Below are 15153 nucleotides of genomic sequence, written 5' to 3'. Positions count from 1 at the left end.
CTCGTTACTGGGCCGCGAGCAGGGAGAGCTGCGCGCCGTCGGGGCGGCGGGCCTTCAGCTCCTCCGCCACCAGGAAGGCCAGTTCCAGTGCCTGCTCGGCATTCAGGCGTGGGTCGCACTGCGTGGCGTAGTTCGAGGCGAGATCGGCCTCCGTCAGCCGGTGCGCGCCACCGATGCATTCGGTGACCTCGTTGCCGGTCATCTCGACATGCACGCCGCCGGGCCAGGTGCCGACTTCCTGATGAGCGTCGAAGAAGCCGCGCACCTCCGCCAGGATGCTGTCGAAGGAGCGGGTCTTGTAGCTGCCGGCGGTATGCGTGTTGCCATGCATGGGGTCGCAGATCCAGACCACCTCGCGGCCCGCGTCGCGCACCGCGCGCAGCAGCGGCGCCAGCTTCTCGGCCACCTTCTGGGCACCCATGCGGGTGATCAGCGTCAGCCTGCCCGGCTCATTGGCGGGGTTCAGGATCTCGGTCAGCCGCACCAGCTCGGATGCATCGGTGGTCGGGCCGACCTTCAGCCCCAGCGGATTCTTCACGCCACGCAGGAACTCGACATGCGCGCCATCCGGCTGCCGCGTGCGGTCGCCGATCCAGAGGAAGTGGGCGGAGCAGGCATACCAGTCGCCGGTCGTGGAATCGACGCGGGTCAGGGCTTCCTCATAGGGGAGCAGCAGCGCCTCGTGGCTGGTGTAGAATTCCGTCTCCCGCACCTGCGGCGCCTCGGACATGCCGCAGGCCGCCATAAAGCGCAGCGTCTCGTCGATCCGGTGCGCCAGGTCCTGGTAGCGGTCGGCCAGCGGGCTGCGGGCGACGAAGCCCAGGTTCCAGCGATGAACCTCATGCAGGTCGGCATAGCCGCCGGTGGCGAAGGCGCGCAGCAGGTTCAGCGTGCCGGCCGACTGCATATAGGCGAATTCCATCCGCGACGGCTCGGGCGTCCGTGCCCCGGCGTTGAATTCCGGCCCGTTGATGATGTCGCCGCGATAGGAGGGCAGCGTGACGCCATCCTGCGTCTCGGTGTCGGAGGAGCGGGGCTTGGCGAACTGTCCGGCCATGCGGCCCAGCTTCACCACCGGCAGCCCGCCGCCGAAGGTCAGCACCACGGCCATCTGCAGCAGCACCCGGAAGGTGTCGCGGATGGTATTGGCCTTGAAGTCGGAGAAGCTCTCGGCGCAGTCGCCGCCCTGGAGGACGAAGGCCTTGCCCTGCCCCGCCGCCGCCAGGGACTTCTTCAGACGCCGGGCTTCGCCGGCAAACACCAAAGGCGGAAAGCCGGCGAGCTTCGCCTCCATCGCCTTCAGCTTCGCCGCGTCCGGATAATCTGGCACCTGCCGGATCGGCATTTCGCGCCAGCTTCCGGGCTGCCACCCGCGCACCGTCATGACTTCAGGTTTCCTCGTCTGACCGTTAGTGAGCAGTCACGATAGACCGAGGCAGGGGCGAGGGCTACCACGCAAGCGTGAAAGCGGCGCGGAGCAGCCTTGCGGGCGGCAGGCCCTGCCCTCATGCCCGCGCCAGCCCCTGCCCCCCTGAAATCCAGCAGCCCGCCGCCGGTGATGGCGGCCATGCCCATGGTGATCGCCAGGATGGCCGATGAGAAGCGGCCCGGCCTCCGCCGCCAGGGCGAAGCTGAGGTCCCAGAGCACGCAGAGCAGGTACGGAGCCCCGCGGAGAGAAGCCCCAGCAGCGCCAGCTTCGGCGCCTCTTATGGGATCAGCCGCAGGCGCCGCCGCCAGGGCGCCAGCACCAGCGCGGCGGTGCCGAAGCGGATCATGGTCAGCAGCGCCGGGTGCATCGGCTCGGCACCCCGCATGGCGAAGCGGGTGCTGGTGATCCAGTTGGTCGACATCGTCACCGCCAGCAGCGCACTGCCAAGCCCAAGACGAAAGGAGGGAGCGATGCCTCCGATAGTCGCGGGTGAGGTCTGGGTCATGCGTTCCGCTCCGCGAATTGAGACGGCGATGCTGCCTTCCCTGGCCGGCCAGGCGCCTGCCCGCAAGCCTACCGACCCGCATCGCCGCCCGTGGCCACCGCATTCCTCTGCGCACGGATAGAACGCTGTTCCGGTTATTCAGCCGCGCGTCCAGGCTGTAGCATCCCGCCCGTCAGCACCTGGGGAGGAGACGGAATTGAACAAGCCACGCATCTGGGGCCGCGCCAACTCGGTCAATGTGCAGAAGGTGCTCTGGTGCTGCGAGGAGCTGCGCCTGGAATTCGAGCGCACCGATGCCGGCATGCAGTTCGGCAAGGTCGATACGCCCGAATACCGGGCGATGAACCCGAATGGCCGCATCCCCACGCTGGAGGATGGCGACGTCATCCTCTGGGAATCGCATTCCATCCTCCGATACCTCGCCATGCGCCAGATCGAGCGGCAGGCGGGGCCGGAAGGCAGGCGCCTCTATCCGGAGGGCGCCGCGACCCGCGCGCGGGTGGAGCGCTGGCTGGACTGGACCCTCTCCACGGTGCAGCCGGCGGAGCGGAACCTCTTCTGGGGCATGGTGCGCACGCCGCCGGAGCAGCGCGACATGGTGGCCATCCGCGCAGCCGCCGAGGCCTCGGGCGCGGCCTGGCACATCCTGGACAGCCACCTCGCGCATGGCCTGCCCTTCCTGGAAGGGGAGAATCTGACCCTCGCCGATATCGCGCTTGGCGCCTATGTGCGCCGCTGGTTTGGGGTGGAGGTGGAGGAGCGGCCGGAACTGCCCCGGCTGCACGCCTGGTACGACCGGCTGAACCAGCGCCCGGGCTACCGGCGATATGTCGCCCCGCCGATGACCTGAGGCGGGTGGCTTACGCCTTATGCCCGCCTCTGGGCCCCGGCAGGTGGTTCAGGGGCAGCGGCCCCGGCGGCTTCACCGTCTGGATGGCGAAGTTGCTGCGGATGTCGATCACCCCCGGCATCTTCAGCAGCGTGCCCAGCAGCAGGCGCTCATAGCCCGCGAGATCGGGCACGACGACCTGCAGGAGGAAATCGGCCTCGCCCGAAACCAGATGGCAGGAAAGGATCTCGGGCACCGACTGCACCGCCTCCCGGAAGGCGGCGGCGGTCTCGTCCCGGTGCCGCTCGACCTTCACGCCGACGAAGACGGTCAGCCCCAGGCCAATGCGCTGCCGGTCAAGCGCCGCCGAGTAGCCGCTGATGATGCCGGCGACCTCCAGCATCCGCACCCGGCGCAGGCAGGGAGAAGGCGAGAGTCCGACCTCCTCGGCCAGTTGCACATTGGTCAGCCGCCCGTCCCGCTGCAACGCGGCCAGAATCCGGCGGTCGATCGCATCCAGCTCCATCCCGGCATTCCCGCGGCCCCTGGCGGCAAGACCTAGCATATCCTGCCAACGCGGCCGCCCGGAACAAGCGACTTCGCAAGGACCTGCCCTGCCCCCTGGCGCTAGACCTCTCCCTTAAACGGGAGACCGGGCCATGAGGGAGTTCTGGATCTTCATGACCGCCCTGGCCATCGCCTACCTCCTGCCGGGGCCGGATATGGTGCTCATCCTACAGACCGCCGCGCGGCAGGGACGGAAGGCGGCACTGGCCACCGCCCTGGGCCTCGCCCTCGCCCGCGCGGCGCATGTCACCATTGCCGGGGCCGGGCTGGCCACGTTGCTCCTGGCCACGCCCTGGGCCTTCGATGCGGTGCGGATGGCCGGCGCGGCTTATCTCTGCTGGATCGGCTGGACGCTGCTGCGCCCCCTTGCCGCCCCGGCACCCGCGGCAGCCACGCCGCCATGGAGGGCGGCAGCCTCCTGCCGGGCGGCGCTGCGCCGGGGGCTGCTCACCAACATCTCCAACCCCAAGGCTCTGCTCTTCTGCTCCGTGCTGCTGCCGCAGTTCATCGAGCCGGCGGGCAGCGCGGCGGCGCAATTCATCCTGCTGGGCGCCGTCCTGGTGGCGGTCGGCGCGGGTTTCGACCTCGCCTATGCCTGGATGGGCGCGCGGCTCGGCCGCTGGATGGCGCGGCATCCGGCGGCCGAGCAGGTCCAGCGCTGGGCCTTCGCCTTCCTGCTGATGGGCTTTGGCCTGCGGCTGGCGCTCGCCTAGCGGCCGCGCGTCACCAGCCGGCCCGGCTTCTCGCCCGTCGCCTTGCCCTCGGAGAAGGAGAGGACGCCATTGGCCCAGACCTTCTCGATGCCCGTGCTCATCTGCGCCGGCTCTTCGAAGGTGGCGTTGTCGATGACGGTGCTGGCATCGAAGAGCACGAGGTCGGCATAGGCGCCCTCGCGGATCACGCCGCGGTCCACCATGCCGAAGACCTGGGCGCAGCGGCCCGTCATCTTGTGGATCGCCGTTTCCATGTCGAAGAGGCCGAGCTGGCGGGAATAGAAGCCCAGCACGCGCGGGAAGGTGCCCCAGAGGCGCGGGTGCGGCTTGGCGTCATGCGGCAGGCCGTCGGAGCCGATCATGGAGAGCGGGTGGCGCATGATGCGGCGCACATCCTCCTCGTCCATCTGGAAGGTGATGGCGCCGGCCGGCAGCAGCCGCTCGGCCGCGCCACGCATGTCGGTGTTCCAGCCGCGCGCGATCTCGGACAGCTCCCGCCCTGCCATCTCCGGATGCGGCACGGACCAGCTGATCAGGACGCGGGTATCCTCCCGCACCTTCTCCGGCATCAGCACGGTGGAGCCGGCGGGATAGGGATACATGTCGAAGGCCACTTCCTGCATGGAAGCGGCGGCCTCGATCAACGCCAGGGTCTGCACGCTGCGCCCGTAATTCTCGGGCATCGAGCACTTGTGATGGCTGATATGGACCTGCAGGCCCAGCTGCGTGCCAATCCGCAGCGTCTCCTCGATCGAGGCCAGGATGTGGTTCGCCTCGTCCCGCATATGCGTGGTGTAGAGGCCGTTGGTGGTCTTCAGCGCCTCGCCCACCGCGATGACCTCCTCGGTCGTCGCGGCCTTGTTCAGCGGGTAGTAGAGGCCGGTGGAGAAGCCCGAGGCCCCCTCCATCAGCGACTGCTTCAGCCGCGCGTGCATCCGGTCGATCTCGGCATCCTTGGCCGGGCGGTGCACGTCGCCGTTCATCGCCTCCACCCGCAGCGTCTGGTGGCCGACCAGGGCGTAGGTATTCACCTCGCTACCCTGCTTCTTCAGCGCATGGGCGTAGTCGCCGAAGCTGTCGAAGGTCCACCACTGCTCGTCGCCCAGCAGATCCAGCGGCGCGGGCGGGCGCTTGGCGGTGTGGCGCATGGGCGCGAGGCTGATGCCGCAATTGCCCACCACCACCGTCGTCACGCCCTGGCTGATCTTGCAGAGCATGCAGGCGGGGCCACAGAGCACGGCGCGGTCGTCATGCGTGTGCGAGTCGATGAAGCCCGGCGCGATGGCCTTGCCGGTGGCGATGATCTCGCGGTCCGCGCTGGCACCGCCGAGGTCGCCCACCGCCACAATGCGGTCGCCGGTGACACCCACATCCCCCAGCCGCCGGGGCGCGCCCGTGCCGTCGAAGATGGTGGCATCGCGGATGATGGTATCGCAGCGCAGCGCCATGGCGGGGCGGTCCTCAGGATGCAAAGATGCGGGGGATCATGCCCTGCTCTCGCTTCATGATCCAGCCGGGGGATGCATTGCGCCGGCCCGCCCGCCCCCCTAGCCTGCCGCCGCCTTTTGCTGTCGCGACAGATCGGGAGATCCTGACCCCATGACCGAAGCCACGCCCGCCCCTTCACAGGACACCATCGCGCTGAAGGGCCTGCAGGCACCAGCCTCGATCGTGGTGGACCGCTGGGGCATCCCGCATCTGCGGGCGGAGAGCGAGGCGGATCTCTGGTTCCTGCAAGGCTTCAACGCGGCACGGGACCGGCTGTGGCAGATCGACCTCTGGCGGAAGCGCGGCCTCGGCCTGCTGGCCGCGGATTTCGGCCCCGGCTACTTGGCGCAGGACCGCGCCTCCCGCCTCTTCCTCTATCGCGGCGACATGGACGCCGAATTCGCCGCCTATGCCCCCGATGCACGGGCGATCTGCGGCGCCTTCGCCGCCGGCATCAACGCCTATGTCGATCTCTGCGAGCGCGAGCCCGGGCGCCTGCCGCCCGAATTCGCGCTGATGGGCACGAAGCCCGCGCACTGGGCCGCCGAGGACGTGGTGCGCATCCGCACCCATACGCTGACGCGCAACGCGCTGTCCGAGGTGATCCGCGCCGCCGTGCTGGCCCGCGCCGACCTGGCCACCGACCTGCTGCGGAAGGATATCGAGCCGATGCGCGAGCCGGTCCGGCCGGAGGGGCTGGATCTCGGCAGCATCGGGCTGGAGTGCCTGGAGACCTTCAAGCTCGCCACCGCGCCCGTCACCTTCAGCCAGGAGCGGCTGGCCGCGCCGCTGGAGGACTGGCGCCGCTGGGCCCGCGTGCTCGACACCGGCGAAGTGCTCCGCAACGCGGAGATGGAAGGCTCCAACAACTGGGCCGTCCATGGCAGCCGCACGGAAAGCGGCCGCCCCATCCTGGCCACCGACCCCCACCGCGCCCATGCCGCGCCGGGCCTGCGCTACGTGGTCCATCTGGAAGCGCCGGGCTTCAACGCCATCGGCATGGGGGAGCCGGCGGTGCCCGGCATCTCCATCGGCCATAACGGCACGGCCGCCTTCGCGCTGACCATCCATGGCGCGGACCAGGAAGACGTCATGGTCTACGAGACCAATGACGACGGCAGCGCCTATCGCTATGGCGAGGAATACGAACCCTTCATCGAAGAGGTGGCGGAGTTCGCGGTGAAGGACCAGCCGGCGCAGAGCCTGACGCTGCGCTTCACCCGGCACGGCCCCGTCATCGCCGAGGGCAAGGGCCGGGCCATGGCCGTCCGGACCGTCTGGTCGCTGCCGGGCTCGGCGCCTTATCTCCGCAGCCTCTCCGGCATGCGCGCCACGACGCTCGACGCCTATGCGGAGGCCATGCGCGGCTGGGGCACGCCCTCGGTCAACCAGGTCTATGCGGATGTCTCCGGCACCGTCGCCTGGATGCCTGCCGGCTTCGCGCCGCAGCGCCCCAACTGGGATGGGCTGCTGCCCGTGCCCGGCGATGGCCGCTACGAATGGTCCGGCCTGCTGGATCAGGCGGAATACCCCACCATTGTCAACCCGCCGGAAGGCTTCGTCGCCTCGGCCAATGAGCTGAACCTGCCGGCGGACTGGCCGCACGACCAGAAGATGTTCGGCTTTGAATGGACGGAACCCTCCCGCGCCCGCCGCATCCGCGAGGTGCTCGGGCGCATCGGCGTGAACGAGCAGCCGTTGCACCGCGTGGAGGATTCGGCGGCCCTGCAGACGGATGTGCTCTCCATCCCCGCGCGGCGGCTCTGCGCGCTGCTGCTGCGGCTGCCGCGCACCGGCGCGGCGCCGGAGCTCTGGGCGGCGCTGACGATGCTGGAGGAGTGGGATTTCCAGCTCCGCGCCGACAGCCCCGCGGCCGCATTGTTCGAGGTCTTCCTGGCCAGGTTCCTGAAGCCGCGCATGCTGGCGGCGCTGGTGCCCGATGCCTCGCTGCGCCCGCTGCTGCTGCCGCAGGACAACGAGGTGCTGGCCCGCGTGCTGGAGGACCCCGACAGCCGCTTTGGCGATGACCCGAAGGCCGCGCGGGATGCGCTGCTGGCCTCCTGCCTGACCGATGCCTTCCGCGACTGCGAGAAGCGCATGGGCCCCTCCCCCTCAGGATGGGCCTGGGGGAAACTGCATCACGGCTACTTCTCCCATGCGCTCTCGGGCCTGCCGGACGCGCCGGCGCATCTGGATGTCGGGCCGCTGCCGGTGGGTGGCAGCTCCTCCACGCCGATGCATACGGGCTACCGCCCCAGCGACTTCCGCGCCATGCACGGCGCCTCGGTCCGGCTGGTGATGGATGTCGGCGAGTGGGACAGGAGCATCGGCATCAACGCGCCGGGGCAATCGGGCGACCCGCGCTCCCCGCATTATGCCGACCTCGCGCCGAGCTGGGCGCGCGGCGCCTATGTGCCGCTGCTCTATTCGCGTGAGGCGGTGGACGCGATGGAGATGCAGCGGATCGAGCTGACCCCCGGCTGAGCCCCCGCGCGGCAGGGCGGGGAAAGGAGGAACGGATGACGGTCTTTCTCTGCAAGGCCTGCGGCACATCCTATCCGGATGCGCCCAGCCCCCCCGCCCATTGCCCGGTCTGCGAGGATGAGCGGCAATACATCCCTGCCGGCGGCCAGGCCTGGATCCCGCGTGAGGCGCTGGCGGAATCCCATGTAAATGCCTGGAAGCAGCACGAGCCGAACCTGCTGAGCGTGCAGACCATGCCGGCCTTCGCCATCAACCAGCGCGCCTTCCTGCTGCGGACGCCCGCCGGCAATATCCTGTGGGACTGCATCGCGCTGCTGGATGCGGCGACAGAGGAGCTGGTGCGCGGCCTCGGCGGCATCCGCGCCATCGCCATCTCCCACCCGCATTACTACACCATCATGCAGGATTGGGCCGCCGCCTTCGGCGCCACCATCCACCTGCATGCCGCCGACCGCGAATGGGTGATGCGCCCCGACCCCGCCATCGACTTCTGGGAAGGCGAGACGCTGGAAGTCCTGCCCGGCGTCACGCTGATCCGCGCGGGCGGGCATTTCGCGGGCGGCACGGTGCTGCACTGGGCCGGCACGGAAGACGGCGCGGGCGCGTTGCTGCCGGGCGATATCGTGCAGGTGGCGCCCGGCGCGCGCCGGGTCTCCTTCATGTGGAGCTACCCCAACATGATGCCCCTGCCCGCCGCCGAGATCCGCCGCGTGGCGGAACGGCTGGCGCCGTGGCGCTATCAGCGCATCTACGGGGCCTTCAAGGGACAGGAGGTGCCGGCGGATGGGCCGGGCATCGTGGCGCGTTCCGCCGCCCGGTACATCGCGCTGCTGGAGAGCGACCCTCCGCAACCGAACCGGTGACGTTCCGGATCAGTTCGCGTCCGTGACCCTCAGGGGGCGCTGAACGTAGAGGCTCTGCCGCGCATAGCACAGCCAGAGCCGGCGCGCGCCGATGTAATCTTGGCCGAGCACGATGCCGAAGGGAAAGTCGTCCGGCCGCTCGACGACGCTGACGGGCATGTCGCGCAGCACTTCCTGGCCGATCCGGACGGTGGCGAAGCGGTGCACCCGTGCCTCCATCCGCGACGGGCCGATGCCCAGGAGCAGCCGGGCGGGTGCCACGGACAACATGGCCTCCGGCACGCCGAGCGCGACGGCGGTCGAACGCCGGATCGAGGTATGGCCGGCGCCGGTATCCAGCAGCGCCGGGACGGCCGTGCCATCCAGCTCCACCGTCATCAACACCCAGCCATTCTGCAGCACCTCCACGGGGATGGTGTCGTAGCCGCCGGGCCATGGCGGCGGGCTGGCCAGGCAGGTCCGGGCGTCATGCAGCACCACCCTGCGGCTGGGGATGTCCATCTCGACCTCCGAGGCGCGCAGGAGATTGGCGCCAAGGAAGCCCGCGATCAGCCGCTGGCCGGGCAAGGGGTGGGCCGCGACCGGAAGCGACAGGTTGCCGAACTGCCGCCGCCCGACGCCCATGCGCCTCAGCAGCGCGTTCTGCTCGACCGAGACCCCGCCGGTACCCCGCAGCTCCGTCTTCCGCACGGGATCGCGGGGCAGCCGGAGGAACTGGACGGCTTCCGGCGTCACCGCCACCGAGGTGCCGCCGGTATCCAGCACGAAGGGCATGCGCTGGCCGTTCACCTCCACCGGCACGACGGGGACGTTGAGCCGCATGTCGACGGGCAGCGCGTCGCCGGCGCGGTAGTCGCAGGGCGCGGCGCAGGCGGCGAGCGATCCGGCCAGGATCAGCGCGAGCCAGTGCCGCGGGGTCACCACTCGATCGGCTTCCAGAGCGCGACGGGCGGCGATGCTTTCGCCCGGATCGCCGCCTGCAACTCCGTCTCCAGCGCCGAGAGGAAGCGCGACTTGTCCGAGCCCTGCATGGGCGCCGGGCCGCGCGTCATGGCGCCGATCTCCCGCAGGTGCTGCGCCACCGCCCGCCCCGCCAGGGCGCTGCCGATATTGTCGGTGGTCCAGAGCTTTCCATCCGGCTTGATGGCCCGCGCCTGCTTCGCCAGGCAGCGGGAGGCCAGCGGGATATCGGAGGTGACGCAGAGGTCATGGGCGCCGATATGCTCGGCGATCCAGTCATCCGCGACATCCGCGCCCTCGGAGACGATGACGCGGCGGATCCAGTCCGCCTCCGGCAGCCGGATGCCGCGCGCGCCATTGCTCACCACATGCACGATGAGGCCGAGCCGCTCAGCGACGCGGAAGACCTCGTCCCGGACAGGACAGGCATCCGCGTCGATGTAGACCTCCGGCTTCAGCCCGCCACCTCCGCCAGCCAGCGCGTCACGACGGCACAGGCGCTGGAGAAATCCTCCATGCGCATGGCCTCATGCGGGTTGTGGCTGCCATTCTGGTTGCGCACGAAGAGCATCCCGGCGGGAATGCCCGCCGTGGCGAAGGCCGCCGCGTCATGCCCGCCGCCCGAGGCCATCTCGGTATGCCGCACGCCGATGGCCTGCGCCGCCCGCGCCAGCCCGGCGCGCACCTCGGCATCCATCGGCGCCGCCTTGGAGCCGGTCTCCGGGCCGAAGTCGAAGCGCACGCCGCGCCGCGCCTCGATCTCCCGCGCCAGCACCGCCATGCGGTCGAAGATGGCGTCCACGCTGGCGGGGTTCACGCTGCGGACATCCAGCATGAAGCTGGCCTCGCCCGGGATCTTGGTGAAGCCCGCTTCCTCGGTGGTGGCCAGGGTGCAGAAGGTGCAGACGAGGCGGTGCCCCCGCGTTTCCAGCCGCGCCCATTCCTCGTCCACGCCCACCGCCAGCTCCGCCAGGGCGATGGCCGCATCGCGGCGGTAGCGGCGCGGGGTGGCGCCGGAATGGTTGTATTCGCCCAGCACACGCCCCTGCCGCAGGCGGCGGGAGCCCGGGATGCCGGTGACGACGGCCACCGGGATTTCCTCCGCGTCCAGCACCGGGCCCTGCTCGATATGCACCTCCAGGAAGGCGGCGGTATTCTCGGGCGTCAGCAGCTTCTCGCCCCGCGCGGCGAAGTCGGGGTCGAAGCCCTCCTCCCGCATGTGGTCCGCCAGGCTGCGGCCGGTATCCTGCCGCTTCACCTGAAGCTCTTCGGCCTTGAGCATCCCCAGGGCGCCACGGCTGCCGGGATAGGAGGTGGGGAACCAGGCCCCCGCCTCCTCCGCCCGCGTCGCCATAACGGTGATGTCGCGCGAGGGCTGGAAGCCCGCGCGCTTCAGCCCGGCCACGGCGGCCAGCCCCGCCAGCACGCCGGCGGCGCCGTCGAAATTGCCGCCTTCCTTCACGGAATCCAGGTGGCTGCCCAGCAGCACGCGCTTCGCCGCGCGGTCGGTGCCGGGCAGCGTCATGTAGAGGTTGCCGACAGGGTCGGTGGTCACGTCCAGCCCCAGCGCCTCGGCTTCCCGCCGCGCCAGTTCATGCGCCATCCGCTCACCGGGGCCATAGGCGTCGCGGGTGACGCCCGGGCCGTCGGCGCTGTTGGCGCGCAGCTCATCGAACATCCGTGACGCCAGATCCATGTCCGGCGTCAGGTTGCTGCGGATAGTCTCAGACACAGCCAACGACCCCGCCATCGATCAGGTGGATGCGGCCGGTGGTATAGGCGGCGCGGTCGGACGCCAGGAAGGCACCCATGGGGCCGAACTCGGCGGGCTCGCCATAGCGGCCAGCCGGGATCGTCTTGCTGCGGGCCTCGATGATCTCCTCGGCCGTCTTGCCCGCCTTCTGCGCGGCGCCGGAGGCCAGCTCCACGCTGCGGTCGGTGCGGATGGCGCCGGGAGCCAGGATGTTGCAGGTCACGCCGTCACCCGCGACCTCGGCGGCCAGCGTCTTGTTCCAGCCGACGATGGCGGCGCGCAGGGTGTTGGAGAGCGCGAGGTTCGGCAGCGGCTGCACCATGCCGGAGGAGCCGATGGCGATGACACGGCCCCACTTCTGCGCCCGCATGGCCGGCAGCACCCGCGTCGCCACCCGGATGGGGGAGAGCACGATGCGCTGGAACCAGGTGGTCAGGTCTTCCTGCTTGATATCGGCCGCCGTGCACTGCGGCGGGCCGCCGTGGTTCAGCACGACGATGTCGATGCCGCCCAGCTCCGCCACGGCCTTGTCCACCAGCGCGTCCATCTGCGCGCCATCCGCCACGTCGGCCTGGATGCCGACGGCCTTGGCGGCACCCGCGGCCACCAGTTCCTGCGCCACGCGGTCCAGGCTCGCCTGGTCACGTCCGGAAACGGCAATGGCCACGCCCTCGGCCGCCAGCGCATCGGCCACTGAGCGGCCCAGGCCCTTCGAGCCCCCCATCACCAGGGCGCGACGCCCCTTGAGACCCAGATCCATACCTCTTCTCCCGCTCCAAAGCCGCGTAAACTGTGGCGGACGGTGAACGCAACGCCGCCCGAAGGCAAGCCCACCCCCTTGGCGTGGAGGACAACAGCCCCCAAGCTTGCCGGACGATCATCGCCATGCCTCGCGGAGCCCGTGATGTCCAAGCCCCTGCTGCTGATGACCCGCCATTTTCCCCCGGCGGTGGAGGCCCGCGCGGCCCGCGACTACGCCACCATCCCCAATGCCGCCGATACCGCCATGACGGGCGCCGAGATCGTCAGCGCCGCGCGGCAGGCGGAGCCCGCCGGCATCCTCTGCGCCGCCGGGGATGCGATGAATGCCGAGACCATCGGCCAACTGCCGGAGAGCGTGCGGATCATCTCCACCTTCAGCGTCGGCACCGATCATATCGACCTGGCGGCGGCGGCGGCGCGCGGCATCGCCGTCGCCAATACGCCTGACGTGCTGAGCGTCGCGACGGCCGAAATCGCCATGCTGCTGATCCTGACCGCCGCCCGCCGGGGCGGGGAGGCCGAGCGCATGCTGCGCGCCCGCGCCTGGACCGGCTGGGCACCGACCCAGCTTCTGGGCGTGACGCTGGAGCGCAAGGTGCTGGGCATCCTGGGCATGGGGCGCATCGGCCAGGAACTGGCGAAGATGGCGCGCGGCTTCGGCATGGAGATCCATTACCGCAACCGCCGCCCCCTGCCGGATGCCGAGGCGCAGGGGGCCGTCTACCACGACAGCGACGAGAGCTTCCTCGCCGCCATCGACGTGCTCTCCATGCATATCCCGGGCGGCGAGGCCACGCGGCGCTGGCTGAACGCGGCGCGCATCGCGCAGCTGAAGCGTGGCGCCATCGTGGTGAATACCGGACGCGGATCGACCGTGGATGACGAGGCGCTCTGCGCGGCGCTGGAGAGCGGGCATTTGCGCGCCGCGGGCCTCGACGTCTTCGATGGCGAGCCGCGCATCTACGAGGGCTACTACACCGCCCCCAATGTCGTGCTGCTGCCGCATCTCGGCAGCGCCACGGTGGAGACGCGGGACGCCATGGGCTTCCGCGCGCTCGACAACCTGGATGCCGTGCTGCTGCGCGGGGAGCCGCCGCCGCACCGCGTGGGGTGAGGCCGGCGGCGCCCGCGCCGCGGCTAGAATTCCAGGCAGATCTTGCCGAAATGCGCGCCCGCTTCCTGGTGGCGGAAGGCATCGGCGATCTGGGGCAGCGCGAAGCTCCGGTCGATCACGGGCTTCAGCCCCGTGCTCTCAATGGCGCGGACAAAATCCATCTGGTGGCGGCGGTTGCCGACGATCAGCCCCTGCAGCCGCGCCTGCCGCGCCATCAGGGCGGCGGTCGGCACCTCGCCGCCCCGCCCCGTCAACACGCCGATCAGCGAGATATGCCCGCCGACACGCACGGCGGCGATGGATTGCGGCAGGGTGCCGGGGCCGCCGACCTCGACGACATGGTCCACGCCACGCCCGCCGGTCCAGTCATAGGCCAGCCTTCCCCATTCGGGCTGCTGCTTGTAGTTGATGACATGGTCCGCGCCCATGCCGCGCAGCCGCTCCAGCTTCTCGTCCGAGGAGGAGGTGGCAATGACCGTTGCGCCCATCAGCTTGGCCAGTTGCAGGGCGAAGATGGACACGCCGCCGGTGCCGAGCACCAGCACCACATCCCCCGCCTTCAATCCGCCATTCACCACCAGGGCGCGCCAGGCGGTCAGGCCGGCGGTGGTCAGCGTGGCGGCCTCGGCATGGCTGTAGCCGCGCGGGGCATGGGTGAACCAGGTGGCCGGGCAGGCCACGGCCTCCCGTGCATAGCCGTCGATCCCGTCGCCGGGGACGCCCTTGAAATTGTCCACCACCGGCGGGCCGTCCTGCCAGTGCGGGAAGAAGCAGGAGACGACATGGTCGCCGGGCGCGAATTCGCTGACGCCCTGCCCCACCGCCTCCACCACCCCGGCACCGTCGGACATGGGGATGCGCCCATCCGCCGCCTTCATCCCGCCGCTGACGACGCCGTAGTCGTGATAATTCAGTGAGCTGGCATGCAGCCGCACGCGCATCTCACCGGGGCCGGGTGCGCCGGGCTCGGGCATGTCGATCAGTTCCAGGCGGTCCAGCCCGCCTGGGGCGCGCAGCACGATTCCCTTCACGATTCTTTCCTTTTCTGCCTGTCCTTGGGGAGCCAGGCGCCAATCAGCCGGTCGGCATTCTCGGCCACAGATTCCGCCGGCCCACCCTCGCCAAAAAGCTGGCCGGAGACGAAAGCGCCTTCGATCAATAGCAGCAGACCATCGCCCAGGGTTTCATCCGCGCCCATCTCGCGCGCCATGGCGCGCAGGCGGCGGCGCAGCTCGCGCTTATGCTCCTCGCTCACCTGGCGGGCGGGGTGGCCGGGTGCGGGGTGCTCCACCGCCGCATTGGTCAGGCCGCAGCCGCGGTAGCCGGCGCTGGCGGCGCGCTGCCCGAGTGGCCGCAGAAAGGCAGCGATCTGCGCGCGCGGATCGCCGGGATGCGCGGCCACGGCGGCATCGAAGCGCGCCCAGAATCCTACCTCGAAGTCCCGCAGGTAGCAGGCGGCCAGTTCATCCTTGGAGGAAAAGGCACGGTAGAGGCTGGGCTTGGTGACCCCGGCGCGGGCGACAATCTCGTCCACCCCCACGGCCCCGATGCCACGCCGGTAGAACAGCTCTCCCGCCGTCTGGCGGATGCGGTCGGCGGCGCTGGGCTTGCGAAGGGTCATGCGGCCACGGCTCTTGACGATTCCGGCTGGAGGATAGCTAGTATGCCATCCGAAACATACCGGT

15 protein-coding genes are annotated in these 15153 nt (G+C 70.1%); 5 read left to right on the top strand and 10 right to left on the bottom strand.

Features of this window, described 5'->3' with window-relative positions; genetic code table 11:
- Nucleotides 1-4 precede the first annotated feature (4 nt).
- Both IAI58_RS09460 and IAI58_RS09455 read right to left on the bottom strand, forming a co-directional pair.
- Entirely contained in the window at nucleotides 5-1384 is a 1380-nt protein-coding gene (locus tag IAI58_RS09460) for a class II 3-deoxy-7-phosphoheptulonate synthase (protein WP_207449428.1), read from the bottom strand.
- A 323-nt stretch (nucleotides 1385-1707) separates the two neighbouring features.
- Nucleotides 1708-1935 (bottom strand): hypothetical protein, encoded by a 228-nt coding sequence (locus IAI58_RS09455; protein WP_207449430.1) that lies wholly within the window; start codon nucleotides 1933-1935, stop codon nucleotides 1708-1710.
- A 196-nt stretch (nucleotides 1936-2131) separates the two neighbouring features.
- Between IAI58_RS09455 and IAI58_RS09450 the strand changes: the two genes are divergently transcribed.
- Nucleotides 2132-2785, top strand: a complete 654-nt coding sequence (locus IAI58_RS09450) for a glutathione S-transferase family protein (protein WP_207449432.1) — start codon at nucleotides 2132-2134, stop codon at nucleotides 2783-2785.
- A gap of 10 nt (nucleotides 2786-2795) precedes the next feature.
- On the opposite strand, the gene IAI58_RS09445 is transcribed toward IAI58_RS09450, so the two are convergent.
- The gene (locus IAI58_RS09445; protein ID WP_207449434.1) at nucleotides 2796-3290 is read right to left on the bottom strand and encodes an Lrp/AsnC family transcriptional regulator; all 495 of its coding nucleotides are present in this window, start codon (nucleotides 3288-3290) and stop codon (nucleotides 2796-2798) included.
- Between the two features lie 133 nt (nucleotides 3291-3423).
- Here IAI58_RS09445 and IAI58_RS09440 point away from each other — a divergent pair, with 133 nt between their 5' ends.
- A complete protein-coding gene (locus IAI58_RS09440; protein WP_207449436.1) occupies nucleotides 3424-4044 on the top strand; it encodes a LysE family translocator in 621 nt (206 codons plus the stop codon).
- On the opposite strand, the gene IAI58_RS09435 is transcribed toward IAI58_RS09440, so the two are convergent.
- The gene (locus IAI58_RS09435; protein WP_207449438.1) at nucleotides 4041-5492 is read right to left on the bottom strand and encodes an N-acyl-D-amino-acid deacylase family protein; all 1452 of its coding nucleotides are present in this window, start codon (nucleotides 5490-5492) and stop codon (nucleotides 4041-4043) included. The genes IAI58_RS09440 and IAI58_RS09435 overlap by 4 nt on opposite strands.
- Nucleotides 5493-5643: 151 nt before the next feature.
- On the opposite strand from IAI58_RS09435, the gene IAI58_RS09430 reads away from it, so the two are divergent.
- Together IAI58_RS09430 and IAI58_RS09425 are read left to right on the top strand one after the other, a co-directional pair.
- Nucleotides 5644-8016: a penicillin acylase family protein gene (locus IAI58_RS09430; RefSeq protein ID WP_207449440.1), complete on the top strand. Its 2373-nt coding sequence runs from the start codon at nucleotides 5644-5646 to the stop codon at nucleotides 8014-8016.
- A 35-nt stretch (nucleotides 8017-8051) separates the two neighbouring features.
- Nucleotides 8052-8879: an MBL fold metallo-hydrolase gene (locus IAI58_RS09425; RefSeq protein WP_207449442.1), complete on the top strand. Its 828-nt coding sequence runs from the start codon at nucleotides 8052-8054 to the stop codon at nucleotides 8877-8879.
- A gap of 9 nt (nucleotides 8880-8888) precedes the next feature.
- On the opposite strand, the gene IAI58_RS09420 is transcribed toward IAI58_RS09425, so the two are convergent.
- The 4 genes from IAI58_RS09420 to IAI58_RS09405 are packed head-to-tail and all read right to left on the bottom strand — an operon-like array spanning nucleotide 8889 to nucleotide 12352.
- A complete protein-coding gene (locus tag IAI58_RS09420; protein WP_207449444.1) occupies nucleotides 8889-9803 on the bottom strand; it encodes a retroviral-like aspartic protease family protein in 915 nt (304 codons plus the stop codon).
- The gene (locus IAI58_RS09415) at nucleotides 9797-10297 is read right to left on the bottom strand and encodes a YaiI/YqxD family protein (RefSeq protein WP_207449576.1); all 501 of its coding nucleotides are present in this window, start codon (nucleotides 10295-10297) and stop codon (nucleotides 9797-9799) included. Before IAI58_RS09415 ends, IAI58_RS09420 begins: the two co-directional genes overlap by 7 nt.
- On the bottom strand, nucleotides 10294-11571 hold the full coding sequence (locus IAI58_RS09410; protein WP_237182833.1) for a hydantoinase/carbamoylase family amidase: 1278 nt from the start codon (nucleotides 11569-11571) through the stop codon (nucleotides 10294-10296). Before IAI58_RS09410 ends, IAI58_RS09415 begins: the two co-directional genes overlap by 4 nt.
- Nucleotides 11564-12352: an SDR family oxidoreductase gene (locus IAI58_RS09405; RefSeq protein WP_208775921.1), complete on the bottom strand. Its 789-nt coding sequence runs from the start codon at nucleotides 12350-12352 to the stop codon at nucleotides 11564-11566. The genes IAI58_RS09410 and IAI58_RS09405 overlap by 8 nt, the downstream gene beginning before the upstream one ends.
- A 144-nt stretch (nucleotides 12353-12496) precedes the next feature.
- Between IAI58_RS09405 and IAI58_RS09400 the strand changes: the two genes are divergently transcribed.
- Nucleotides 12497-13468, top strand: a complete 972-nt coding sequence (locus IAI58_RS09400; RefSeq protein WP_207449450.1) for a 2-hydroxyacid dehydrogenase — start codon at nucleotides 12497-12499, stop codon at nucleotides 13466-13468.
- Between the two features lie 23 nt (nucleotides 13469-13491).
- Here the strand turns inward: IAI58_RS09400 and IAI58_RS09395 are convergent, their stop codons facing one another.
- Both IAI58_RS09395 and IAI58_RS09390 read right to left on the bottom strand, forming a co-directional pair.
- A complete protein-coding gene (locus IAI58_RS09395) occupies nucleotides 13492-14499 on the bottom strand; it encodes a zinc-dependent alcohol dehydrogenase family protein (protein ID WP_237182832.1) in 1008 nt (335 codons plus the stop codon).
- A complete protein-coding gene (locus IAI58_RS09390) occupies nucleotides 14496-15089 on the bottom strand; it encodes a TetR/AcrR family transcriptional regulator (protein WP_207449452.1) in 594 nt (197 codons plus the stop codon). The genes IAI58_RS09395 and IAI58_RS09390 overlap by 4 nt, the downstream gene beginning before the upstream one ends.
- Nucleotides 15090-15153: the final 64 nt, after the last annotated feature.

The organism is Roseomonas marmotae, assembly GCF_017654485.1.
GTDB lineage: Bacteria > Pseudomonadota > Alphaproteobacteria > Acetobacterales > Acetobacteraceae > Pseudoroseomonas > Pseudoroseomonas marmotae.
This window is presented reverse-complemented; position numbering and strand designations above follow the sequence as displayed.